Consider the following 21,671-nt stretch of genomic DNA (forward strand, 5'->3'; position numbering starts at 1 on the left):
ACGCTCTGGCAACAAAGCGCGTGAGAGTGATGGGAATCCGCGATTCTATTCTTTGAATGAATCGTCGGAGGGTTCAAAGCATTTATCGCTTTAAAGAAAGCAGCTAAGTTTATTTATTGGGTTTGGCGCGGCGCGTATTGCCTCGGGTTTTCGGCTTGGCGCCGGGCGGCCCCGACTTTTTTCCCCGGACGGCTTGAGGCTTGGTCCCTGGCTTGCCACTGGATTTAGGTTTTGCTTTCGATGCAGGCTTGGAGTTGGCTGCAGCTTTTGGTGTTGCGCCAGTTTTTGGTTTGGCACCACCGGATTTGAATTTCGCGCCGGGCTTAAGCTTAGAGCCCGGTTTAGACTTTGAACCAGCTTTGGGCTTTGAACCGGGCTGGGCTTTGGAAGCGGACCTTTTGTTGGCGGGCGCTTTTTTCTCCGAGGCTTTGCCTCCTGAGGGGCTGGCTTGCATGTCTGCTTGGGAAGTCGACTGTTCCGTCAAGGCGATAATTGTTTCCACTTCACGCTGGGTTAAATCACGCCAATCGCCCAACGCCAGTCCCTTTAGCGAAACGTTCATGATCCGGTAGCGAATAAGCTGAGTGACCTCATAACCAAAATATTCGCACATTCGGCGAATCTGGCGGTTTAAGCCTTGCACCAGCGTAATCGTGAAGACGTTAGCCGATTGCTTGACCACCGGGCATTTCTTGGTAACTTTCCCCAGGATAGGCACCCCACCACTCATGCCCGCAATGAACTCGTCGGTAATCGGTTTGTTGACCGTTACCTGATATTCCTTTTCGTGGCTGTTATTGGCGCGAAGGATCTTGTTGACCAGATCCCCATTGTTCGTCAGAAAAATAAGCCCTTGGGAATCCTTGTCCAGGCGGCCGATTGGAAAGATACGCGCGCCGTGTTTAACAAAATCGACGATATTGTCCTTTTCGCTCGGCTCCGTGGTGCTGACGATGCCCACCGGCTTGTTCAGCGCGATGAGAATCAAGTCGTCTTCTTCCTGCGGCTCGATGGTTTGGCCATTTACTTTAACCAGGTCGCCTGAAAAAACCTGGTCACCCGTGGTGGCACGTTTTCCATTGATGTAAACGTTGCCCTGCTCAACAAAACGATCGGCCTCGCGCCTGGAACACAGGCCGCTTTCGCTGATGTATTTATTGATACGAGTCGAAGTTTTCAGCATCATGTTGTTTTGCCACCAAACCTGAATAAGAGAAAAACCCGGCCACTCGCAGCATGCTCGGCGAGAAAAGCCATCATCGGCCAACAATCAATTTAAGAACTCTAAGGATACCCTAACCAGGCAAAGAGGGTCACCATGGCCTGGCGGCACGTCGGCAAACACAAAGGAAAAGTAGATATGGCTGACAAACATTTCCTGCAGAAACTTGGGATCGAGCATCCTATCGTGCAGGCACCCATGGCCGGGGTTTCCACTCCTGAACTGGCCGCCGCCGTTTCCAATGCAGGAGCGTTAGGCTCTATAGGACTAGGTGCGAGCTCCATTGATAGCGCGCGTGAGATGCTAAAAAACACCCAAAAGCTCACAACCCAGCCCTTTAACGTGAACCTGTTTTGCCATCAGCCAGCGAAAATCGACAAGGCCACCGAAGAGGCATGGCTGACACATTTATCGCCGTTCTTTAGCGAGATGCAGGCGCAGCCGCCTGCGGCAATCAGCGAAATATATCAGACGTTTATAGGCAACGAAGAAATGCTTGATATGCTGCTTGAGGAAAAGCCGCCCATTGTCAGTTTTCACTTCGGGCTACCTTCCAAAAGGTTTATCGATGCACTGAAAGCGCAGGGCATCGTATTGTTAAGCTGCGCTACCACGCTTGAAGAAGCCCGGCAGGCTGAAGCGGCGGGTATCGACGCGATCGTGGCGCAAGGCGTGGAAGCGGGCGGCCATCGCGGTACGTTCTCTGCGCTCAGTGATAAAGAAATGGGCGCCTTGCCTCTCACCCGCCTGTTGGCGTCACATGTCTCGCTTCCGATCATTGCTGCCGGTGGGATCATGGATGGGGCGTCCATCAACGCTGCCCTGACGTTGGGCGCCTCGGCCGTTCAAATGGGAACGGCGTTTATTCTATGCCCCGAGTCCTCGGCAAACAGCACCTATCGCGAAGAATTGAAAAGCCCTCGGGCACATGACACGCAAATTACCTCCGTCATCTCGGGTAGGCCGGCGCGCGGCATCGTTAACCGAATGCATACCGACGTCGCCCAGTGCGGTGGCGTCATATTGCCGGACTACCCTATCCCCTATGACGCAGCAAAATCGCTTAACGCCGCAGCAATGACCAAGGGTCACCGTGAGTTTGCAGCCCATTGGGCCGGCCAAGGCGCACCCTTGGCCAGGGAGTTACCAGCAAAAGACCTTATCGGCATTCTCTTGGCAGAAATGCAGGTTTAAAAGCCAAGCATGCGGTTAGCTCAGTTTGAATCCGCCGATTCGCTCTGATCCATGATTTGCCAATCAGTACCGCCTGGCTGACAGTGAAATTCGAGGCTTTGGCCAGCCTCGAAAGAATGAATCTTGTCCCGCACGGCGATACGCACGGCTTTCGCGCCTCCCTCCGAGACGCTAAGCGTCATCCTGTTACCTTTCATGGTGACTTCTATCCAGCGGCCATGGTAACGCAAGCGCAGGTGCAGGCCCGGTAACGGGTCGGGCAGGCAGGGGTCGAACCGCAACAGACCGTCACGAACCTCTAGCCCCGTCTCACCACGCTGAACCAGGTCGACGGTACCGGCCATGGCGCCCAGATGAATGCCCTCCTGCGTCGTTCCGCCCTGCGCATCGGCGATGTCGCTTTCGAGTGCTTCACTGAGCAATGTCAGAGATCTTGGCCGGTCCGAACGGGCCAGCACCCAGGATTCAACGATGCGGCTTAAGGTAGAACCGTGCGAAGTACGCTGCTGATAATAGTCAATGGTGCGCGGAATCAGCTCCTGGGTGAAGGTGTAGCCCAGTTGCTGGAAAAGATCGCTGAGTTCATCAGCGGAAAAAAGATAAAACAGCATCAGGGCATCGGCCTGCTTGGACGCCTTGTAGCGATTGGCCGTATCTCCCTCAGCCTCGAGAAGCCGATCCAGGCGATGGATGTCCCCGTACTGGCTTTGATACTTTTTCCAATCGAACTCTTCGAGGCGCTCATAGCCCTCGAACTGGCTGATGACACCCTCGTGAAACGGGACGAAGAGCTTGTGGCTGATTGCCTCCCATGTCGCAATTTCCTGGTCGGTCACTGCCAATGTTGCACACAGCTCCTGACGGCGTTCAGCACCGACTCGCCCCAAGGCATCGTCAGCCCGTCGCAGCACCCAAGCCACCATCAGATTGGTATAGGCATTGTTATCCAACCCGGGTTCGTCTGCCCAAGGATAACGGTCATGAAATTCGTCTGGTCCCATCACGCCACAGATATCGTAGCGCTTGCGGCGAGCATTCCAGCTGGCGCAACTGGCCCAGAAACGTGCAATTTCCACCAGCAACTCAGCCCCATAATAGGAGAGAAACTCGTAGTCCTCGGTTACTTCATAATAGCGCCATACATTGAAGGCGATGGCGGCGTTCACGTGGCGTTGCAGATGACTATGATCCGCAATCCAACGCCCCGACTTAGGGTTGAGATGCAGCATCTGACTTTCTTCACGTCCACTACTGCCGCTTTGCCAGGGATACATGGCGCCGCGATATCCCGCTTTTCGCGCCAGGCGGCGGGCTTCTCCCAAGCGACGATAACGGTAACGCAGCAAGGCACGCGTAATCTCGGGTATGCGAAAGTTGAGAAACGGAAAGATAAACAACTCATCCCAGAAGATGTGGCCACGGTAAGCCTCACCATGCAGACCGCGTGCCGGCACGCCGACGTCCAGGTCAACCACGTGGGGCGAGACGGTCTGCAGCAGGTGAAAAATATGCAACCGCAAGATTTTCTGGGAGCGCCCCCCACCCTTGAGCACTAAATCACAGCGATACCAAAGATGCTGCCATTTCTGGGCATGGCTTGCCAACAGCTCGGCAAACGGCCCTGCCTGGGCAACCGAATGACTCACGGCAAGCCCCGGTTCCGAGATAGCCCGGTCCCGGGACGTATGCATGGCTATCACCTTTTCAATGCGCATCTCCTGACCCTGGTTGGCCTCGAAGCTCAACTCCTGCGCAATGTAGCCGGTCTCCTGCACGAGCCCACGCTCGGCATCCACCTGGCGCTCACCGAGGTACGCTTGAGTCCGTGCGGCCTGAGCCACACGCAGATGAGACTGGTTGGTTTCGACCAGCAGACGGATGGTGTGCTCATCGAGCTGTTCGCTGCTCAGAGGGGCCAAATGAGTGCTTGCCAATTCACGATACCGCGTCACGCCGGCATTGATGACGCGCCCGTCAAGTGCGGAGCGCACGGTAACCCGTCCCGACCAGTTCTCCGGCTTCAGGCGCCATTCGATGGCAGCGAGGTGCGGATTTTGCATATGCACGAGGCGCCGGGAAGCGAGCGTGGTTTCCCGGCCTTGACGATCGCGAAAGCGCATATCGCGTTGGAGAATGCCGGTTTTCATGTCCAGCGTCTGGTCATAATCCAGAATTTCGACCGCCATGAGATTGAACCATTCACCTCCCTCGGGTCGGAAGGTCAGGCTTAGCCAGTTCGGCATGTTGACGAGATCCTCGTTTTCGATCTCATGTCCGGCAATCTGGGTTTTTAGCCGATTATAGCCTCCAGCAAGGTAGGTACCCGGATAATGAATGTCACCCGCTTCGGCCTCTTCATTCGCGCCTCGGGTAGCAAAATAGCCGTTCCCCAAGGTACATAGCGCTTCGCGAAGCCCTTCCTCGTGGGCATCGAAGCCGGCATAATCGAGTGTCCAGTCGCTCATGGCAGTTCTCCATCGGCATTGCAAAGGCGCTGCAGAAAACGCCCGACCGCCTGGGGGTCTTCAAGCCAATAGTGAGCCTCGGTTGACTGGGGGGCCTCGGCCACCAGCAACCCAAGCCCCTGCTCATGCCCCTGCCCCTGCCCTTCACGCAAGACCTTGAAAGCGTCTTCGTCCGTTTCATCGTCCCCGAAATAAAGCGGCAGAATATCTTTATCACCCGGCTCAACTTCCCCACTGTGTACCAACGCATCAAGCAGCCAACTTAGGGCCTTGCCCTTGTCCCAAGATAGCGCTGGCCTCAACTCGAAGATTTTCTTGCCACCGGTACGGCGCAGCATTGATGCCGACACTTCGACGGCATGCTCGACAGCTTCCTCGATAGCCTCAATATGCTCCTCCGCCACGAGCCGGTAGTGCACGGCAATCGCGTAGCGCTTACGCTCGACGATTACGCCCTCAATATCATTCAGTTCTTGCTTCAATTCGGCTTCGGCACGATCCAGTGCAGGCAGGAACTCCTCCGCACGTTCTTGTTGCATGTGCAGTCCACCGGGGCCGGCGATGTCGAAACCATGGCTTCCGGCATAAACGAGGTTATCGAGAGCCACCAGCTGCTCGACGTCGGCACGGTCACGCCCGCTGACAATCGCCACGGTAAAGCGCTCAGCCACTTTGCGTAGCGTTTCACGCATGTCATCGCTGAGCACGGCAAGCTCAGGTCGATCGACAATCGGTGTCAGAGTGCCGTCGTAATCGAGAAAAATGACCAGACGCTTATCGGCCAGGTAGTGAGCGATCTCCTCGTAACAGGCCAGCGCATTCGGCAATGTCGATTCGCTGGATGCGCTATCCGGCATCAACTCCCCAAGGTCGTCAACCACGATATCGGCACCTTGTTCGAGCAAGGCATTAGCCTGATCGGCACGGTCCACCCCCACCACCAGCGCGTAACCAGCGGCGCGTGCCGCCTCGACACCGGATAACGCATCCTCTACCGCAAAGGCACCGCTCGGCGAGACCTCCAACAAGTTTGCTGCCAATAAAAAGATATCCGGGTCGGGTTTGCCCTTCAGCTTCCTGCGCTCGATGTCGTTGCCATCCACACGAGCATCAAACAGCTGGCTCAAACCGGCGGTTTCCAGCACAGCCGCGGCGTTCTTGCTCGATGAAACCAATGCTATCTTCAGCCCCGCACCTCGCAGATGCTGGATAAGCGCTACAGAGGAATCGAAGACGTCAACCCCGTCTTTTTTCAGACGCTCACCAAACAGTCGATCCTTGAGATTCCCCAGCCCACAGACCGTCTCATATCCAGGTGGATCATCAGGCGAGCCATACGCCAGGGTAATCGAGCGGGATGCCAGAAAACTCTCTACTCCCTGGTAGCGAGGTTTGCCGTCAACGTAACGTGGGTAATCCACATCGGCATTAAAGGGTTCGAACCGCTCGCCCTTCGCTTGCGCGCGGCTACGCAGATAATCGTCGAAAAGCTGTTTCCAGGCTGCACAGTGCACATTGGCGGTGTCCGTCACGACACCGTCGAGATCGAATACACCCGCACTGAAAGAAGCAAGATTGAAACCGTGCTTGGCACTGTCGGCTTTTTGCATCATGGCGAACCCCGGCATGTCCAGTAGCAAGATGGCTGATTCTTATCATCCTAGACGACATATGGCCGATGAGAAGCGATTCGACTTTTCCCGGTGCAATCCGCTAGATTCAATCATGTAGGGCCAAAAAATTCACCTGAGCATGAAGACATCTAATTTCACCTTTAAGGTGAGTTATGCCATTATTCACATCCATTTTTTATGACTTTTGATGATGCCCAAGACAATCGATAGTCCTTGTATATCAGTATGTAAGCTTAGCAAAGAGCTTTGTATCGGCTGCGGACGAACATTGGAGGAAATCCGTCTCTGGAAAACCATGCAGTACCCAGAAAAAAGCCTCACGATGAAGCGCGCTGAACAACGCTTGACCTCCTCGCCGCCCTGAAGGACGGCGATTCCCGGTTGTCACCTTCCGGGTTCCTGCTTCATTGCCCGTTGCCCTTGGTGATGACACCGCCGGTCTTACACAGGCTCCACAGGCTTAACGTTCCGTGAGCCCCACGGTAGTCTTCTTTTCGTGCTGTCGGAGCTTGTCGGCCCCGACCAGTATGGCCTTGCCCGCCTGAAGGATATTGCGGGCGGCGTTGATATCGCGGTCGATGCCTTGGGTGCCACAGGCAGAGCAGTCCCAGGTACGAACATTGAGTGGCATCTTATCGGTGATGTGTCCACAGTGAAAACAGCGCTTTGAGCTGGGATACCACTTGTCGATCTGGACGAAATCGCGTCCGCAACGCTGGGCCTTATAGTCGAGTTGGCGCACCAGCTCACCCCAGCTCACGTCGCTGATGGCCTTGGCCAACGACCGGTTTTTCAGCAGGTTCTTCACTTGGAGGCTTTCGGCAGCGATAACTTGGTTCTCGTGAATAAGCTGCGTGGAAAGCTTGTGGGTGGCATCTTGGCGTTGATCGGCGAGTGTCGCGTGAATTTTCGCCACCTGAAGCCGCGCTTTGGCGCGGTTATTCGAGCCCTTCTGTTTGCGTGACAGGTTGCGCTGGGCAAGCGTCAGCTTGCGTTTTGTCCGGCGCAGAAAGCGCGGGTTGGGAATCTTGTCGCCGTGGCTGGTGATGACACGGTGCGTCAGCCCCAGATCAATACCCACCATCGTCGGTGTCACCGGCAACGCCACTATATCTTCTTCAACTAAAAAGCTGACATGGTAGCGGCCAGCGGTATCACAACTGACGGTAATACTGGTGGGCTGACCGGAAAACGACCGGCTCCAGCGAATATTCAAAGGGTCTTGATGCTTGGCAAGCCAGAGCTGGCCATCGCGCCAGCGAAAGCCGTTGGCCATGTAGGTCGCCGACTGCTTGCGCTGTTTTTTCTTGAAGGTGGGATAGCACGCCTGGCCTTTAAAGAAGTTGCTAAACGCTCGCTCCAGGTGCCGCAGGGATTGTTGCAGGCATACGTTGGACACCTCGGCCAGAAACGCCGTCTCCGACTGCTTCTTGAGCGTGGTGAGGGCTTTCGCGGTGGTGTTGTAACCCATCCGTTCCTGACGCTCGAACCAGGCGTCCGTGCGCTCGCGCAGGAAGTGGTTGTAGATGTACCGCACGCAGCCAAACGTCCGGGCAAGCTGTTCAGTTTGCTCGGGCGTTGGGTAAAAACGATAACGGTAGGCGCGGTGTACGGTTGTCATGCTAAAAATCTAGTGCGCTATATTTAACCTGTCAACAAAGAGGCGCTAACGCGTCTCGCGCTATCCTTCCTCGCACTAGAAGTACGAGGTTTGACGCGCAATTTGATCAAACAAACCACTCGAATTGATTAAGCCGTTACCCACGACACGTAACGTATCAATTTGTCATTGAATGCACGCCCAGCATTTATAGATGAGCTGATTTTTATTAGTCGAATCGATTCGCTGCAGTCACAAATACGCTTCCTTTACAGCCAGAGACTTCTCTTCTAGCTTTCAAATACGTTAACAGGAAGGGAATTCTGTCATGTCAAACAAACGTAATATTTGTGCAACCACGCTAGCCATCACCGCTGCCGTTGTCACCTTTCAAGCCCAAGCCCAAGCCCAAGAAGATGTAGTAAGGCCATTAAGTGATTGGGATTATGAGGCTATTTATGAAGCCGGCGGTATAAGAGCTGACAATTTACTCGGTGCCGAGGTGTTTGGTGGTAACGGGGAAGAAATTGGCAGTGTCGAAAATGTACTTATCACACAGGAAAATAAGGTCGCTGCCATCATCGCCCAAGTGGGAGGATTCTGGGACATGGGAGACACCCATGTCTTGGTCCCTTGGGAAGAGGTTGAGCTGAATGAAGAAGGTGTTATAACGCCTGTAACAGAAGATAACGTCGACAAATATGGACTCTTTACGTCCGATGACTACATTACCGAGCAAGATCTCGCTGAGGCTCAGCAAGTCGACGACGATCTCGAAACCGGCCCTGGCATCTGGAAGCTCACCGATTTACTTGATGACTACGCAACGATTGGAGAAGGCGTCGGCTATGGTTATGTCCATAACATGCTTTTATCACGTAATGGCGAAGTTCAAGCCGTAATCGTCGAGTCCGATACCGCCTATGGTCGCGGAACTTACGCTTATCCTTTTTATGGTTATGGATACGGCTGGGCGCCAGGCTACCCGGCTTACGCCTTGCAATATGATGCAGATGAAATTGGCGAAATGAAGCCATTCGACTACGAAAAATACGACGGTCTCTGGGACTAATTTGCTAAATATTTCTGCCAAGCAGCTCAGTCATTACCGCTAATTGAGCTGGCCGGTCTCGTCACGTGTGCTCTGCCACAAGTCAGCTGCCACAAGTCAGAGCACCATGAGGAACCAAGATATGCATCCCAACGCGAGCTTTCAAACGCTGCATATCATGACGATAAATGTGCATAAGGGCTTCAATTTTTTCAACCGTCGCCACATCCTGCCGGAGCTGCGCGATGCGGTGAATACTCTATCTACTGATATGGTATTTTTGCAGGAAGTTATCGGTGAACATAAAGAGCATGCCATGCGCTATCACGACTGGCCGGGTGTGACGCAATACGAATACCTGGCCGACAGCATGTGGCCGGATTTTGCTTATGGTCGTAATGCCGTCTACCCCGAGGGCGACCATGGCAACGCCTTGCTCTCCAGGTTTCCGATTCTACGTTATGAAAACAGAGATATTTCTATTCGTGGCACTGAAGAGCGAGGCCTGCTGCATTGCATATTGGATATCCCAGGCCAGGCGGAAGTACATGCTATCTGCGTTCACCTTGGACTGCGCCAGACGCATCGCCTAGAGCAATTGGCGCTGCTGTGTGACTTGCTGGATACGATACCATCAAGTGAACCGGTCATTGTCGCGGGAGATTTTAATGACTGGCGCCTGCAAGCCAATAAAGTGCTGGTCGAGTGTAATATGCATGAAGCTTTCGCCTTGCACTATGGACAGTCTGCAAAAAGCTTTCCCGCACGCTGGCCTTTTTTGCGCCTCGACCGGATTTATGTCCGCAATGTCTCGGTCCGCAACGCTGAGGCACTTTACCGCAGGCCTTGGTCACACCTCTCCGATCATGTGCCGCTCATCGCAGAGATATGCCTGTGAACTTCAAATGGCAGGAAGGTAACCATGTCGAGTTATTGATTAATGGCAATCAATTCTTTCCTAGCGTATTCGACGCCATACGCACTGCCAGCCAAGAAATCCTGATCGAAACGTTCATTATTTTCAACGATGAAGTCGGAAAGGCGTTGAAAGATGCCTTGCTGGAAGCCGCAGCCAGGCAGGTACGAATTGAAGTGACCGTGGATGGCTACGGGACAGCGGATCTTGATGCTGGCTACATCGCGGAATTGAAGGCGGCGGGCGTCCACCTGTATGCCTACGATCCGCGGCCGCGCTGGCTTGGCATGCGCACTAATCTGTTTCGCCGCCTTCATCGCAAGATTGTCGTAGTAGATGGGGAGATAGCTTATATCAGTGGGATAAACTTCGCCGCCGATCATTTGCCTGACAAGTATCCCATGGGGAAGCAAGATTATGCCGTGCGCATATGCGGCCCGATAGTGAAGGATATTCGCGCCGCTGCCAAAGCGTTGCTTATGGAGAACCCGGCGGTTCAGGAACTCCCGGAATTTGAGACAACAACCTCTACTGCTGGGGAGGCAGAGATACTAATGGCTGCTCGTGACAACACTAACCACCGCACTGATATTGAAGAACAATATATTCTGGCGATTCGTTCGGCCACTACTCGTATAGTTATCGCCAATGCCTATTTTTTCCCCAGCTATCGTATATGGCGTGAACTAGGCAATGCAGCACGTCGCGGCGTCAAGGTGTCATTGATATTGCAAGGGCGGCCGGACAAGCCCTGGACTCGGCAATTATCCAGTTCGCTTTATAGTTATTTACTTGACGCCGGTATAGGCATATTCGAGTACACGGAACATCCCCTGCACGGCAAGATCGCTATCGTCGATCATGAATGGTCGACAGTGGGGTCAAGCAATCTCGACCCGCTAAGTCTATATTTGAACCTGGAAGCCAATCTTTTCATTCGCGACGTCAAGCTCAATCAAGAAATACATGAACATCTCACCGAGCTTATCGATAAGAACTGTCAAAAAATAACCCCCAAAAAGGCTGGCAAAGGACATTGGTGGCGAGCCCCCTTGATGGTGGTTAGTTTCCATTTTCTACGCCACTTTCCCACCATGGTGGGGTGGCACCCGGCCCATGCTCCAAAGCTTAAATCATTACCCGTGGAGCGGACGAAAAAAAAAGCATGAGCTGCGTTGAAGCCGCAATAGGCATTGATATGAGAACACCCGCAACCGACAAGACCCACACACGTAAACCCTGGCAATACTGGCTCAAGCGCGGCGTGACGCTGTTTTTCTTTATTCTGATTCCGGTCTTGCTGTTCTGGCTACTCAGAAACGTGGATTGGCCTACGGTGGTCGCAACGTTGCGAAGTTACAGCCCTTTGACACTTCTGGCCGGAGTGGGCATCACCGCCGCCAGCTTTATGGTATTCAGCAGTTATGACCTCTTGGGCAAGGCTTACACCGGCCATAAGCTTCCGGCCAAACATGTACTTCCCCTCGCTTTCGTCTGTTATGCCTTCAATCTGAACCTGGGCGCTTGGGTCGGTGGAGTTGTATTGCGTTACCGCTTGTACTCACAGCTGGGACTGGGCGTGGGAACGGTGACTCGCATCCTGAGCTTGAGCTTGATCACCAACTGGCTGGGTTACATGCTATTGGCCGGCACAGTATTCTCCTTGCGCCTGGTCCCCTTCCCGGTCAACTGGCAAATCGGCACCATGGGGTTACAACTGATTGGCTTCGGGTTGTTGGCTGCCGCCTCTGTCTATTTGGCTGCCTGTCGCTTTTCCAAACGCCGGGCTTGGAAATGGCGGCATCACGAAATCATTTTACCCACGCTCCGGCTGGCACTGATACAGACTCTCCTGGGCGCAGTCAATTGGTCGTTGATGGCCGCACTGATCTATCTTCTGTTACCCGAGGATGTGTTTTATCCCAATATTCTCGGCATTCTGCTCATCAGTAGCATCGCGGGGGCAGTGACTCATATCCCTGCAGGCTTGGGGGTGCTTGAAGCGGTTTTTATCGCCTTACTCCAGCATCAAGTGCCCACGACCGACATACTCGCTGCGCTGATAGGTTATCGCGCCATCTACTTTCTGTTGCCCTTGGCGGTGGCTTGCATCGTCTATCTAAGATTGGAGCGCAAGGCTAAAAAGCGCCAACACGTCGATTCGAAAGCGGAAATTACTAACAGTGAAGATCGAGAAAGAGCCAAGAAAAACAGCTAGGGGCTGTTGACGTCAATAGCCCCTAGGTATCGGAAGGCCGCCCAATCCTTGGAGTCGGCAATCGGCGAGACGCCATAGTTGACTACGACCTGATCGTCTTGGGTCTCTTGAGTCAGGCCATGGCCATGTCAGTGCTCCATCAGTACTCCACCACCACGTCGCCCAGCGGCTTGCTGCAGCAGGAGAGGATATAGCCCTCGGCGATATCTTCGTCGGTGATGCCGCCATTGTGCTCCATCTCGACCTGCCCCGAGGCCAGCGGTACCCGGCAAGTGCCACAGATGCCCATGCCGCAGGCTTTGGGGATATGCAGGCCGAGCTTGGCCGCCGCGGAGTGTACCGTCTCGCCAGGCTGGATGCGTACGCTTTTGCCTGAATTGACGAACTCGACGCTGAGCAAGTCAGCATAGACGATTTCCTCGGCCTCTGCTTCGGCCTGTTCGGCCAGCTCCAGTACGTCCTCGCGCACGTCCAGTGGCGTGGCTCCGAAGGACTCCTCATGATAGTGGCTCATATCGAAGCCATTATCGCGCAGGATACGCTTGATCACATTCATATACGGCGTGGGACCGCAGCAGAAGATTTCACGCTCGAGGAAGTCCGGCGCCATGAGTTCCAGCATCGGCTGGGTCAGATACCCTCGGTAGCCAGCCCAAGCCTCGCCGATGTCGTCCTTGTGCTCGCAGACAATATGTAGCTTGAATTCGGGAATCCGCGAGAACATATGCACCAGCTCACGATGGTAGATGACGTCGCGTGGTGCACGGGCGCTGTGGATGAACTCGACGTCGACGTTGGCGTTGGTGTCGAAGAGCCAGCGGGTCATAGACATCAGCGGCGTGATGCCGACGCCGCCGGAGAGGAATAGCACCTTGTCGGCAGGGAAGTCGATCGAGTTAAAGTTGCCCACCGGGCCATGTACCGTCAGCTCGTCGCCAACCTTCATGGTGTCATGCAGCCAGTTGGATACCCGGCCGCCCGGCACCCGCTTGACGGTGATCGAGATACTGTAGGGGACCGATGGCGAACTGGAGATGGTATAGGACCGCATGATCGGCTCACCATCGATCTCCAACTCCAAGGTCACGAACTGTCCCGGCTTGAAGAAGAACAGTACCGGCTGCTCGGCCATGAAGCAGAAGGTACGGACGTCCCAGGTTTCTTGGATCACCTTGACGCAGCGCACCGCATGGCGGCCGTTGATCCAAGTCTGGGTCGTGACGGGGTTGAGGAAGTCCATTGTCATTATCGTGTCGCCTAGCTGCACCATGGGAGGCTCCGACCGCGGTGCCACCGCCTTGTCGTTGCGCATAATTCTGTGCCAATCGATGGTGTCCCACTTGTCTGTCAGCGACATGGGCATGCCCATGATTTCCACCCGGCGTTCCTTTTCATGATCCGGACGTCGTCCCTGCATCATCGCCTGTCGCCGGCAGATAACTCTGCCCTCGCCAGCTGATCCACACTCATCCTGCTTTCATCCAACACCGCGACTGGCGTGTGCGGTCCATCACACGATGCCATGCCTCTCATAACATCAATAATCTGCCCGTTGCCGCACAAGCGGCCTGCACGAGGACGTTTTTCCATGGATTCAATTTCCCACCTCCACCTGGACGATGATCTGGCCCCGGCACGCGAGGCCACCAGTGCCATGCTTGCCAGTCGCGCGCGAAACCTCTCGCTACCTCAGCCCTTCTACAACGATGAACGGCTGTTTCGCCTGGACATGCAGGAGATCTTCGGCAAAGAGTGGCTGTTTGCTGGCATGACCTGCGAGATCCCCACCAAGGGCAACTACATGACCCTGGAGATCGGCGACAACCCGGTGATCATCGTGCGCGGCAGCAACGGTGAAGTGCATGCTTTCCACAACGTCTGCCGCCACCGCGGCTCCCGGCTGTGCGTCAGCGACAAGGGCAAGGTGGCCAAGCTGGTCTGTCCCTACCATCAGTGGACCTACGAGCTGGATGGCCGCCTGCTGTTCGCCGGCGCTGACATGGGCGCAGATTTCGACCTCGGCCAGTACGGTCTCAAGCCGGTACAGGTGAAGACTGCCGGAGGCTTCATTTTCATCAGCCTGGCCGAGCAGCCACCGTACATCGATGACTTCCTGGTGACCTTGGAGCACTATCTCGAGCCCTACGACATGGCCAACGTCAAGGTCGCGGTGGAATCCAGCATTGTCGAGCAAGCTAACTGGAAGCTGGTGATTGAGAACAACCGCGAGTGCTATCACTGCAACGGCGCCCATCCGGAGCTGCTCAACTCGCTGCAGGAGTTCGACGATACCGACGACCCTCGCGCCACACCGGCCTACAAGGCGCTGGTGGCGAAGAAGCAGGCCGACTGGGACGACCAGCAGGTGCCCTGGCAGCTCAAGCGCATCGGCAAGCGCAACCGCCTGACCCGCACGCCACTGCTGAATGGCGTGGTATCCATGACCATGGACGGCAAGCCGGGCTGCAAGAAGCTGATGGGTCGGCTGCAGAGCCCCGACATGGGCTCGCTGCGCATCCTGCACCTGCCCAACTCCTGGAACCACTTCATGGGCGACCATGCCGTGGTATTCCGGGTGATACCGCTCGGCCCTCAGCAGACCCTGGTGACTACCAAGTGGCTGGTGCACAAGGATGCCGTGGAGGGAGTCGACTACCATACCGAGACGATGCGCCGGGTATGGGACGCCACCAACGCCCAAGACAAGCGGCTAGCCGAGGAGAACCAGCGCGGCATCAACTCGAAGGCCTACGAGCCGGGCCCCTACTCCGAGACCTATGAGTTCGGGGTGATCGACTTCATCGACTGGTACAGCGAGCGGATGCAGGAGAACCTGGGGCATAGCGCCCCGAGCCTGCAGGTAGTCCGCGGCTGAGGCTTTCGCTATTCGCCATACCCGATGGGATTCGGACTCGCCTCGGAAACAAACGCCCCCGGCTCTCTCGAGCCGGGGGCGTCTCGGTCTAGCTCGATCCCTTTATCGCAAAGGCTGCAGGAGTAACCGCTCCAGCATCGCCCGCACCGGAGGCAGCACGATAGCGATCTTCTCACCGAGCTCCTGCATCAACTCCGGCAATCTGGGCATCCCATCTCGATATGCTTGAGCATTGCCATGCGGACGTGCATCTTGCCCTCCTCCCTAAGTAGCGTTTCGCCACGGAACTACGGTCGCGAATACACCTATAATTGTCGTAAATACATACATTTCAATAATGACAATGGACGATGATTGCATTGTCTAACAATAACTGGAGTACCCTCAATGTTCTTTTTTCGTCCCGCTTCCATGTCTCACCACCTCCATTACAGATTCTTCCGTCCAGGACTAGGCCTTGCATTATGTATCGGCATCGCCGCCTCTGCCCAGGCGGCCACGCGTATGGATTTCTCCAATGAATACAATGCCAACTCCATCCATGCTCAAGGCGATGCCTACTTTATCGAACAGGTCAGAGAGCTCACAGATGGGGAAGTCGATATTACGCTGCACACTGGTGGCTCCTTGGGGTTCAAATCAGGCGATCACTTCTATGCGGTAGCCGACAATGCCATTCAGATTGCCGATACTCTGTCCGGCACCATGAGCGGCATTGACCCCATTTTCCTGCTCTCTTCTCTGCCGTTCGTGGTGGATGGCGTCGAGCAGGCCCATCAACTGTACGAAATCGCCCGTCCCCATTACGATACAGTCTTCGAAGACAACGACCAGATCCTGCTCTATGCCTCTCCCTGGCCGGCCAGTGGCATCTGGTCCCAAGATGCAGTGACTTCCATCGAGGCACTCGAGCAGCTAAAAATTCGCACATTCGACCGCATCGGTACCGAAACCCTGCGCAATGCTGGGGCGTCACCGGTCAGTCTGTCCTGGGCCGATGTAGTGCCACAGCTGGCCACTGGTGGCATCGAGGCGGTGCTGACATCGGCCGAAGCCGGTGCCAACGGCAGCTTCTGGGAACACCTCAATCACTTCAGCGGCATTCAGTACGCCATTCCTCTCAACATGGTGCACATGAACCGGGATGCCTTCGACGCCCTGACGCCGGCACAACAAGACGCCCTGCGCGAAGCTGCTCAACGCACGGATGAACACAACTGGCAGGCCGTTCGCGAGCGTACCGAAATCAACTATGCCACGCTCGAGGAGCACGGCATCGAGATTCACGATCCGGTTCCTGCCGAGTTCCAACAAGCGCTGGTCGATGCCGCTGCACCGGTCATCAGCGACTGGCGGGAAACCATTGGCGAGCGCGGCAAGACCATCTTCGATTCCTTCCATAACAGCAACACCCAGTGATCGGCTGGCTGACCACGTTGTCGCGAGGCTTGAATCGCCTCGCGGCAGGCATCGCCATTGCACTGATCCTGTACATGTTTGTGCATATTCTCCTCGAAATCGTCATGCGCCTGTTCGGATACTCCACCTTCATCCTCGATGAATACATCGGCTATGCGGTCGCCGCCATGACCTTCCTCGGTCTACCTTATGTACTGGAAAGGGGCGGGCTGATCCGGGTCGCCCTGGTCCTTGACCGGCTGCCATCTCGGTGGCACTGGCCGCTGGAGTTGGTGATCGCTGCCAGCACCCTGGTAGCGTTCGGCTGGCTGTCTTATTTCTGGTTTCTCAACGTAGTGCGCAGCTTTCAGCGCGGCATTACCAGCGGCACCATGGTCGAAACCCCGCTATGGCTACCCGAAAGTGCCGTTCTGATTGGCCTGTGGTTGCTGTGCCTGACACTGGTGGTCCGCAGCCTGAAACTGCTGACCCAGCGCTCACACTCGACCTACCCAATGTAAGTTACTGAGGAATCGTAATGGACATAGTATGGATTGCCGCTGGGGTCGCAGCGCTGCTATTGATGGTACTAGCGATAGGCACTTGGGTTTTCGCCGCCTTGGTGATCGTGGCGATGAGTTCGCTGTGGTTGCTGGGAGACTTCGACCTCGACCGAATCGGCCTGATTTTTTCGCGAATTCTGTACCGTGCGGGTAACAGCTGGGAACTGTCTGCTATACCGCTGTTTATCTTGATGGGCGAGCTGATCTTCCGCTCCAACGTTTCCGAACGGCTATTCAAGGGACTGACCCCTCTCACACGCTCCCTTCCCGGTGGCATATTGCACACCAATGTCTTTGGCTGCGCGCTCTTCGCCGCGGTCAGTGGCTCTAGTGCCGCCACTACGGCTACCATCGGCAAGATCACCACCCAGGAACTGGCCAGCCGGGGCTATGACCGGAACCTGTCGATCGGCTCGCTAGCCGGGGCGGGCAGCCTGGGGCTGTTGATCCCACCTTCCATCGTGATGATCGTCTATGGCGTGCAGGCCGAAGTCTCGATCAGCAAACTGTTCATGGCCGGTGTGCTGCCGGGCCTGCTGATCGCCGCGCTCTACAGCGGCTTCATCATCCTGCGTAGCATGATGCAACCGCAGCTCGCGCCTCGCCAAGCAACAGGTGGTATCAGCCTTTGGCAAGCGCTACCACTGCTAGCCCCAGTGGCTGTGCTCATCATTATCGTCATGGGGTCGATCTATTCGGGGATCGCCACCCCTTCCGAAGCCGCCGCTGTAGGTGTCGCCGCCACCTTGGGACTCCTCACCCTGGAACGTCAACTCAGCATCGCGCTACTGATCGACGCTCTCAAGGGAACCCTAATCAGTGCCACCATGGTCTGCAGCCTGCTGGTGACTGCCATGCTGCTGTCCACGGCCATGGGCTACCTGCATCTGCCAAAGGAGCTGGCTGCTTGGATTGCCGCCCAGCAGTTCACGCCCATGATCCTACTGATGGCATTGGCAGTGTTCTATATCATATTGGGACTATTTCTGGACGGCATTTCGATTACTGTCATGAGCCTGCCCATCACCCTACCCATTGTGATCCTGGCCGGCTTCGATCCGCTCTGGTTTGGCGTTTTTCTGGTGATCATGGTGGAATTGGGGCAGATCACCCCTCCGGTGGGTTTTAACCTCTTCGTGCTGCAGGGCATGACTGGCGAAAGCATCGGCCGTATTGCCTGGGCCGCCTTTCCCTTCTTCTTGTTGATGTGCCTGGCCGCCGCGATGATCAGCCTGTGGCCGAGTATCGTGCTGTGGCTACCCCAGCAGCTTGCGGGCTAAGACAAGCCACTCTAACGGAGCCGGAGAGCCTTCTCTCAAACGCATAAATTCCGACAACAGGAAATTCCAATCGCCGGGCCCCTATTCCGAGACCTACGAATTCGGGGTGATCGACTTCATCGACTGGTACAGCGAGCAGATGCAGAAGAACCTGGGACATAGCGTCCCGAGCCTGCAGGTAGTCCGCGGCTAAGCCGGAACCGTTTCCGATTCAAGGCCCGCCATACTAATCGGCGGGCCTTTTTTATGGGTATCCCGGCCAGTCAGGAAGGATTTATCGCCTGGGTCCTCCGCCGACGGCGCCCGGGGCCGCGCCCCGGGGCAGGGTCGCGTTCGGTGGTGGCCGGCAAGGCGATGTGCTCACTCAACAGCGGGAAGGCGTCATGGCGGTGGGGAATGGCCATGACGGCGACGAAGTGCTCCATCAGCAGGCGGATACCGGCGTAGAGCGCTGCCTTGGCCAGTTGGATGGCGCGAATGTCGGCCTGAGTGATGGCCAGGGTACGCTCGCCCTCGTGGTGCAGCACATAGGAGAAGGTGCGCCCGTCGGCCACGACCCGCTCGCTGTGCGCCGCCGGGCCGCCTTGTACGACACCGTCCTGGTTGATGATGCCGGCCAGGTACATCTCGGCGATCACCTCGATGATGCCTGAGCCACAGATGCCTGTGACCCCATAGGGTGCCACCTCCTCCTCGAAGCCGGGCTCGTCGGACCACCGCTCACCGCCGATCACCTTGTAGCGCGGCTCGAGCGTCAGCGGGTCGATGGCACCGGAAGTCGCCCGCTGCCCACCGCTGATCTGGGCGCCCTCGAAGGCCGGCCCGGTGGGGCAGGAGCAGGCGATGGCTGGTATCTATTGAAACATCAGGTTAGTTACAACTGTAGTAGTAAGTAGCACCGGCGCGATAGAGCGTAGCTATTTGCTGCGCGATGGGCCCTTTACCGCATGCCGACTATAGTGAAGCACAAAGGCAATAGCTAAACCTTCAAAGGAGTGAGACATGCCGCCAGCTAGCAGTGATCCCCACTACAACGTATATGCTCGAAAGGTCTGGATTGCCGTAGGTATTGTTGGCTCGGTTCTTCTCGCGATGTGGTTTGTGTGGTTGGGACTCGAAATCATATTGATGAGTATGGCCGGGCTTTTGCTCGCCCTATTCCTGCACATACCTTCAAGCTATCTTCACCGTCATAGCTTTCTTAGCTATCGTTGGGCATTGGCCATCGTATTAGTGATCATTGTCATCTTGACGATGTTATTTAGCCTCAATTTTTCCTCGAATATTGCTCAGCAATCTGAGAAGTTCTTCCAGATAATTCCTGAATCACTGGACTCGCTTGAAAGCCGAATCCATGACTGGCCAATGGGGGGACAATTACTTAACCAGATGGAAGAAGGTCAATCTATACGAGGGATCCTCGAAAATTTCCTTTTCCGGATGACATCCGTATTTTCAACCACGTTGGGAGTGTTGGCCAATCTGATCGTGATCCTGTTCGTGGGTCTCTACGTCGCCTTCGAACCCTGGACCTACCGTCGTGGATTGGTGCTTCTCGTTTTTCCCAGGCATCGTGAAGCTGCCTCGAATCTACTAGAAGCCATTGGCGACAAAATGGCCTGGTGGCTATTAGGCCGGCTCGTCTCGATGCTTGCCATCGGAGTGATAACGGGGATTAGCCTTTGGATCCTTAACATACCCTTGGCATTGTCCCTCGGGTTGTTGGCGGCAGTGCTTGCTTTCATTCCTTACCTTGGCCCAATACTCTCAGCCATTCCCGCCCTGTTGGTGAGCTTCACCGTTGGCTATGCAGAGCTACTATACGTAACTGCACTATTCGTCATTGTGCAGTTCTTGGAAAGCTATCTCATTACACCTTATATCCAACGCAAGGCGGTTCAGATTCCTCCCGCCCTGCTGATCGTCATACAGTTCTGGCTGAGTTTGATTGGCGGGTTGCTAGGCCTACTACTGGCAGGGCCACTCACTGTTCTGATAATGATCGTCATTAAACGAGTCTACATAAACGGCTGGCTTAAGAGCGAATAGTTGCCGAAAGGCTTAGATGCAAAGAGGAAGCATGCCATAGAGAAGGAGGCCTTAGGCCTCCTCCTATATTACTGGAACCAGACCGATAACGGAATGTGCATGACTCATAACTCCTGTATTAAGGATGGAGAGTAGCTTTCTGTCCGCCGACCGAGCATTACTCAAGAATACTTTCGTATCTTTCGTAGTCGAAAGGCTGCATTTCGCCAATTTCATCTTCATCATATTGCAAGGAGTAAGTGGCGTAGCCGGGGGCCCAGCCATACCCATAACCATAAAAGGGATAAGCGTAAGGTCCACGGCTATCGGCGTCGACGACTACGCCTTGAATCTCGCCATTACGCGAAAACAATATATTGTCGATATAACCATAGCCGATGCCTTCTCCAACCGATGCATAGTCGCCAAGCACATCGGTGAGCTTCCAGATATCCGAGCCAGTGTCGACATCATCGTCAACTCGCTGGGTCTGGCTGAGACTTTGTTCGGTAATGTATTCATCAGAAGCAAAGAGGCTGTATTCATCGGCATTGTCTTCTGTTACAGGAATCATTACTCCGTCTTCATGCAGCTCAACTTCTTCCCAGGGAACCAGGACATGCGTATCCCCAATATCCCAGAGCCCGCCTACCTGGGCGATGATGGCAGCTATTTTATTGTCCTGGGTAAGAAGCACATTTTCGACGCTACCGATTTCTTCCTCAGTATCCCCAAAGACCTCAGCATCCATCAATCTGTCAGCTCTTATACCACCAGCTTCATAGATATCCTCATAATTCCAGTCACTTAATGGCGTTATTTCTTTATCTTGAGCTTGAGCTTGAAGCCCGACCGTAGTAACGATGATGGCTAGTGTGGTGACACAAACATTGCGTTTGATTGACATGACCAAAACTCCTCACTTTTTGTTTTGTCTGCAAGTTAGAAGATAAGCCTCTAGCTGTAAAGGAGGCACATTTGGAGCTGCTGCGAACCGATTCAACTAGCTCTTTTTGCTGCGCTGGCCACACAGTGCGGGCTGACCAACCACTGTGCCAAGTTGAGCCGGCTATATATAGTTGGAGATCGGCGATACAGACACGGAGGGCATTCTCTTGCATCACACCCACCTATCATTCTCCAGCACAAACGAAGGCGAGAAAGCTGAACCAGCACTGCGTCTGCGTCACTCTCGATCGGCCAGAAGTGTTCCCTAGTCTAGCCAAC

General features: G+C 55.1%; 18 protein-coding genes and 1 pseudogene. 12 read left to right on the top strand and 7 right to left on the bottom strand.

What is annotated here, in order from left to right:
- Positions 1-109: 109 nt before the first annotated feature.
- Positions 110-1,186, bottom strand: a complete 1,077-nt coding sequence (rluF, locus tag GPM19_RS12705) for a 23S rRNA pseudouridine(2604) synthase RluF (RefSeq protein ID WP_160419401.1) — start codon at positions 1,184-1,186, stop codon at positions 110-112.
- A gap of 132 nt (positions 1,187-1,318) precedes the next feature.
- Between rluF and GPM19_RS12710 the strand changes: the two genes are divergently transcribed.
- On the top strand, positions 1,319-2,416 hold the full coding sequence (locus tag GPM19_RS12710) for an NAD(P)H-dependent flavin oxidoreductase (protein ID WP_319928123.1): 1,098 nt from the start codon (positions 1,319-1,321) through the stop codon (positions 2,414-2,416).
- Between the two features lie 20 nt (positions 2,417-2,436).
- On the opposite strand, the gene GPM19_RS12715 is transcribed toward GPM19_RS12710, so the two are convergent.
- Positions 2,437-4,881, bottom strand: coding sequence for a glycoside hydrolase family 65 protein (locus GPM19_RS12715; RefSeq protein WP_160419402.1), 2,445 nt, complete (start codon positions 4,879-4,881; stop codon positions 2,437-2,439).
- Positions 4,878-6,494, bottom strand: a complete 1,617-nt coding sequence (gene otsB, locus GPM19_RS12720) for a trehalose-phosphatase (RefSeq protein ID WP_227842424.1) — start codon at positions 6,492-6,494, stop codon at positions 4,878-4,880. Before otsB ends, GPM19_RS12715 begins: the two co-directional genes overlap by 4 nt.
- A 211-nt stretch (positions 6,495-6,705) precedes the next feature.
- On the opposite strand from otsB, the gene GPM19_RS12725 reads away from it, so the two are divergent.
- Positions 6,706-6,879 (top strand): DUF1289 domain-containing protein, encoded by a 174-nt coding sequence (locus GPM19_RS12725; RefSeq protein WP_160419485.1) that lies wholly within the window; start codon positions 6,706-6,708, stop codon positions 6,877-6,879.
- A 96-nt stretch (positions 6,880-6,975) separates the two neighbouring features.
- On the opposite strand, the gene GPM19_RS12730 is transcribed toward GPM19_RS12725, so the two are convergent.
- The gene (locus GPM19_RS12730; protein ID WP_160419403.1) at positions 6,976-8,136 is read right to left on the bottom strand and encodes an RNA-guided endonuclease TnpB family protein; all 1,161 of its coding nucleotides are present in this window, start codon (positions 8,134-8,136) and stop codon (positions 6,976-6,978) included.
- Positions 8,137-8,443: 307 nt separating this feature from the next.
- On the opposite strand from GPM19_RS12730, the gene GPM19_RS12735 reads away from it, so the two are divergent.
- The 4 genes from GPM19_RS12735 to GPM19_RS12750 all read left to right on the top strand — a co-directional run bounded on the left by GPM19_RS12735 (position 8,444) and on the right by GPM19_RS12750 (position 12,300).
- Positions 8,444-9,187, top strand: a complete 744-nt coding sequence (locus tag GPM19_RS12735) for a PRC-barrel domain-containing protein (protein ID WP_160419404.1) — start codon at positions 8,444-8,446, stop codon at positions 9,185-9,187.
- A 121-nt stretch (positions 9,188-9,308) separates the two neighbouring features.
- A complete protein-coding gene (locus GPM19_RS12740) occupies positions 9,309-10,064 on the top strand; it encodes an endonuclease/exonuclease/phosphatase family protein (protein ID WP_202114826.1) in 756 nt (251 codons plus the stop codon).
- Positions 10,055-11,251 (top strand): cardiolipin synthase ClsB, encoded by a 1,197-nt coding sequence (clsB, locus tag GPM19_RS12745; RefSeq protein ID WP_202114827.1) that lies wholly within the window; start codon positions 10,055-10,057, stop codon positions 11,249-11,251. Before GPM19_RS12740 ends, clsB begins: the two co-directional genes overlap by 10 nt.
- Before the next feature lie 29 nt (positions 11,252-11,280).
- The gene (locus GPM19_RS12750) at positions 11,281-12,300 is read left to right on the top strand and encodes a lysylphosphatidylglycerol synthase domain-containing protein (protein WP_160419407.1); all 1,020 of its coding nucleotides are present in this window, start codon (positions 11,281-11,283) and stop codon (positions 12,298-12,300) included.
- Positions 12,301-12,439: 139 nt separating this feature from the next.
- On the opposite strand, the gene gbcB is transcribed toward GPM19_RS12750, so the two are convergent.
- On the bottom strand, positions 12,440-13,546 hold the full coding sequence (gene gbcB / locus GPM19_RS12755; protein WP_160419486.1) for a glycine betaine monooxygenase reductase subunit: 1,107 nt from the start codon (positions 13,544-13,546) through the stop codon (positions 12,440-12,442).
- Between the two features lie 342 nt (positions 13,547-13,888).
- Between gbcB and gbca the strand changes: the two genes are divergently transcribed.
- The 5 genes and pseudogenes from gbca to GPM19_RS15690 all read left to right on the top strand — a co-directional run.
- Positions 13,889-15,175 (top strand): glycine betaine monooxygenase oxygenase subunit, encoded by a 1,287-nt coding sequence (gbca, locus tag GPM19_RS12760; protein ID WP_160419408.1) that lies wholly within the window; start codon positions 13,889-13,891, stop codon positions 15,173-15,175.
- 387 nt (positions 15,176-15,562) lie between these two features.
- A complete protein-coding gene (locus GPM19_RS12765; RefSeq protein WP_227842426.1) occupies positions 15,563-16,594 on the top strand; it encodes a TRAP transporter substrate-binding protein in 1,032 nt (343 codons plus the stop codon).
- Positions 16,591-17,094: a TRAP transporter small permease gene (locus GPM19_RS12770; protein WP_319928124.1), complete on the top strand. Its 504-nt coding sequence runs from the start codon at positions 16,591-16,593 to the stop codon at positions 17,092-17,094. Before GPM19_RS12765 ends, GPM19_RS12770 begins: the two co-directional genes overlap by 4 nt.
- Before the next feature lie 17 nt (positions 17,095-17,111).
- Entirely contained in the window at positions 17,112-18,416 is a 1,305-nt protein-coding gene (locus tag GPM19_RS12775) for a TRAP transporter large permease (protein ID WP_160419409.1), read from the top strand.
- Between the two features lie 55 nt (positions 18,417-18,471).
- A pseudogene (locus GPM19_RS15690) lies at positions 18,472-18,609 on the top strand (Rieske (2Fe-2S) protein); the annotation flags it as partial.
- A 70-nt stretch (positions 18,610-18,679) separates the two neighbouring features.
- Here the strand turns inward: GPM19_RS15690 and GPM19_RS12780 are convergent.
- A complete protein-coding gene (locus tag GPM19_RS12780; protein ID WP_160419489.1) occupies positions 18,680-19,270 on the bottom strand; it encodes an ASKHA domain-containing protein in 591 nt (196 codons plus the stop codon).
- A gap of 148 nt (positions 19,271-19,418) precedes the next feature.
- Between GPM19_RS12780 and GPM19_RS12785 the strand changes: the two genes are divergently transcribed.
- Positions 19,419-20,465, top strand: a complete 1,047-nt coding sequence (locus tag GPM19_RS12785) for an AI-2E family transporter (RefSeq protein WP_160419410.1) — start codon at positions 19,419-19,421, stop codon at positions 20,463-20,465.
- Positions 20,466-20,622: 157 nt separating this feature from the next.
- Here GPM19_RS12785 and GPM19_RS12790 read toward each other — a convergent pair whose 3' ends face one another.
- Positions 20,623-21,351, bottom strand: coding sequence for a PRC-barrel domain-containing protein (locus GPM19_RS12790; protein WP_160419411.1), 729 nt, complete (start codon positions 21,349-21,351; stop codon positions 20,623-20,625).
- Between the last annotated feature and the right edge of the window lie 320 nt (positions 21,352-21,671).

This window comes from Vreelandella zhuhanensis, from assembly GCF_009793355.1.
GTDB lineage: Bacteria > Pseudomonadota > Gammaproteobacteria > Pseudomonadales > Halomonadaceae > Vreelandella > Vreelandella zhuhanensis.

What these genes read in the sequence shown, in the direction of transcription:
- rluF (WP_160419401.1), bottom strand. Translation starts at nt 1,186, where the DNA reads ATGATGCTGAAAACTTCGACTCGTATCAATAAATACATCAGCGAAAGC.
- GPM19_RS12710 (WP_319928123.1), top strand. Translation starts at nt 1,319, where the DNA reads ATGGCCTGGCGGCACGTCGGCAAACACAAAGGAAAAGTAGATATGGCT.
- GPM19_RS12715 (WP_160419402.1), bottom strand. Translation starts at nt 4,881, where the DNA reads ATGAGCGACTGGACACTCGATTATGCCGGCTTCGATGCCCACGAGGAA.
- otsB (WP_227842424.1), bottom strand. Translation starts at nt 6,494, where the DNA reads ATGATGCAAAAAGCCGACAGTGCCAAGCACGGTTTCAATCTTGCTTCT.
- GPM19_RS12725 (WP_160419485.1), top strand. Translation starts at nt 6,706, where the DNA reads ATGCCCAAGACAATCGATAGTCCTTGTATATCAGTATGTAAGCTTAGC.
- GPM19_RS12730 (WP_160419403.1), bottom strand. Translation starts at nt 8,136, where the DNA reads ATGACAACCGTACACCGCGCCTACCGTTATCGTTTTTACCCAACGCCC.
- GPM19_RS12735 (WP_160419404.1), top strand. Translation starts at nt 8,444, where the DNA reads ATGTCAAACAAACGTAATATTTGTGCAACCACGCTAGCCATCACCGCT.
- GPM19_RS12740 (WP_202114826.1), top strand. Translation starts at nt 9,309, where the DNA reads ATGCATCCCAACGCGAGCTTTCAAACGCTGCATATCATGACGATAAAT.
- clsB (WP_202114827.1), top strand. Translation starts at nt 10,055, where the DNA reads ATGCCTGTGAACTTCAAATGGCAGGAAGGTAACCATGTCGAGTTATTG.
- GPM19_RS12750 (WP_160419407.1), top strand. Translation starts at nt 11,281, where the DNA reads ATGAGAACACCCGCAACCGACAAGACCCACACACGTAAACCCTGGCAA.
- gbcB (WP_160419486.1), bottom strand. Translation starts at nt 13,546, where the DNA reads ATGACAATGGACTTCCTCAACCCCGTCACGACCCAGACTTGGATCAAC.
- gbca (WP_160419408.1), top strand. Translation starts at nt 13,889, where the DNA reads ATGGATTCAATTTCCCACCTCCACCTGGACGATGATCTGGCCCCGGCA.
- GPM19_RS12765 (WP_227842426.1), top strand. Translation starts at nt 15,563, where the DNA reads ATGTTCTTTTTTCGTCCCGCTTCCATGTCTCACCACCTCCATTACAGA.
- GPM19_RS12775 (WP_160419409.1), top strand. Translation starts at nt 17,112, where the DNA reads ATGGACATAGTATGGATTGCCGCTGGGGTCGCAGCGCTGCTATTGATG.
- GPM19_RS12785 (WP_160419410.1), top strand. Translation starts at nt 19,419, where the DNA reads ATGCCGCCAGCTAGCAGTGATCCCCACTACAACGTATATGCTCGAAAG.
- GPM19_RS12790 (WP_160419411.1), bottom strand. Translation starts at nt 21,351, where the DNA reads ATGTCAATCAAACGCAATGTTTGTGTCACCACACTAGCCATCATCGTT.